Source organism: Nocardioides sp., from assembly GCF_036405735.1.
In the GTDB taxonomy this organism is placed as follows: domain Bacteria; phylum Actinomycetota; class Actinomycetes; order Propionibacteriales; family Nocardioidaceae; genus Nocardioides.
Genome location: NZ_DASWXC010000006.1, coordinates 1 through 1,658, shown reverse-complemented (window position 1 = coordinate 1,658; position 1,658 = coordinate 1). Strand labels below are relative to the sequence as shown.

4 protein-coding genes are annotated in these 1,658 nt (G+C 72.1%); all 4 read right to left on the bottom strand.

Going from position 1 to position 1,658, the window contains the following annotated elements; translation table 11 throughout:
* Positions 1-428: DUF1697 domain-containing protein (locus VGE38_RS00725; RefSeq protein WP_331140611.1), on the bottom strand; the 428-nt coding region annotated here is incomplete at its 3' end.
* A 169-nt stretch (positions 429-597) separates the two neighbouring features.
* Positions 598-1,074 (bottom strand): SRPBCC family protein, encoded by a 477-nt coding sequence (locus tag VGE38_RS00720; protein WP_073575506.1) that lies wholly within the window; start codon positions 1,072-1,074, stop codon positions 598-600.
* Positions 1,071-1,403, bottom strand: coding sequence for an ArsR/SmtB family transcription factor (locus VGE38_RS00715; protein WP_073575505.1), 333 nt, complete (start codon positions 1,401-1,403; stop codon positions 1,071-1,073). The genes VGE38_RS00720 and VGE38_RS00715 overlap by 4 nt, the downstream gene beginning before the upstream one ends.
* 124 nt (positions 1,404-1,527) lie before the next feature.
* Positions 1,528-1,658: superoxide dismutase [Ni] (locus tag VGE38_RS00710; protein ID WP_331140612.1), on the bottom strand; the 131-nt coding region annotated here is incomplete at its 5' end.

Below are 1,658 nucleotides of genomic sequence, written 5' to 3'. Positions count from 1 at the left end.
TGCAGCCAGACCACCCGCCCGCGGGCGACGGCGTCGCCCCGTCCGCCCTTCGCCCGCTCGGCCGCCAGCGCGGCCACGATCCGCTCGCGGTCGTCGTCGGACACCGGGCCGGCCCGGAACAGGGCGTGCAGCTGCTTCGGGGCGGTGACCTCCGGGTACGGGTTCGCGGCCACCGCGGCGAGGTAGTCGTCGCGGCCGAACACGACCACCGGGCGCTCGACCCCGAACTCCTCGACCAGCGCCGCGGCGACCGTCGCGGCGACCTCGTCGTCGCCCGCGGGGCTGGTCAGGGCGACGTTGCCGGACTGGATGTGGGTGACGACGTCGGCGCAGCCGCGCCCGCCGAGTGCCCGACGCAGGTCGGCCATCGGGACCGTGCCGTGGCCGCCGACGTTGATCCCGCGCAACAGCGCGACGTGGGTACGCACGCCGGGAATGGTGCCGTGTCCACGCAGCGGCCGGGAGGGTGAAGGGCGAGGCGGCCTCGCGGATGCGGTCGCCGGTGAGGCCCACCGGCTCGCGCAGCACCCGGCTGCTCGGCGGATGGTGGCCGACCGCACCGCGCAGGTCGACGACGAGCCGGTCCGACCCCGCGGGTCACGACGGGCGGTCGGCGAGCACTGCACGGTAGTGCGCGATGAGGGCCTCGTCGGGGCCCGTCGTGGTGACGAGGTCGCTCCCGCCGAGGTGTGCGGCGAGTGTCTCGAAGCAGCGGTCCCACCCGGCGGCGGTGTTCGCCGACCAGCGGGGGTCGAGCACGGTGTTGCTGAGACGCAGCACGCAGCCGTCGCCGTCGGGTTCGAGGGTCCAGCGCAGCTTCTCGTCGGCCCAGGTGAACCCGAACGCCGTCGGTGGCTCGAGCTCGGTGATCTCGGCGTGGTCCTGCTCGCCGCCCTCGAAGGTCAGCGTGATCGTTCCCCCGACGCGCATCTCCGCCTGCACCTCGCAGGGGAACCAGCGGCTCATCTGGGCGGGTTCGGTCAGCGCGGCCCAGACCTTCTCGATCGGATGCGGGTAGCGGCGCGCGAAGCGCAGGACCGGGCCGTCGGGATCGACGGTGACCTGGATGCTCATGACGGATCCTCTCCGTGGGGGCTGTCGAGGGAGTCGAGGTGTGCGCCCAGGGCGTCGAGCCGTTCCTCCCAGAAGGCGCGATGCGGCGCGAGCCAGGTCTCGATCTCGGCCAGCGCGTCCGCCCGGAGGACGTAGCGTCGGCGCTGGGACTCGACGACGACGTCGACCATGCCCATGTGACGCAGCACGCGCAGGTGTTTCGACACCGCGGTCTGGTTCAGCTCGAGCGCGGTCACGAGCTCGCCGACGACGCAGCCCTGCGGCGTCCGCAGCCGGTCCAGGATGGCTCGTCTCGTCGGGTCCGCCAGGACGTCGAAGGAGTCACGCACCCGCTGAACATGCCACGACAGGTATATGCCGGTCAAGGCATATACGTGCCACGACCCGGAAACGACGACGGCGCTGACCACGGGGAAAGATCCCCGCTGGTCAGCGCCGTCTCGGGGCCTGTGATCAGGCAGCCTGCTTGGTCTCCCAGAAGATCTTGTCGATCTGGGCGATGTAGTCGAGCAGCTCCTGGCCGGTGGCCGGGTCGTTCGAGCCCTTGGTGCCCGACGCGCCGGCGGCCTTGGTGGCCTTGTTGA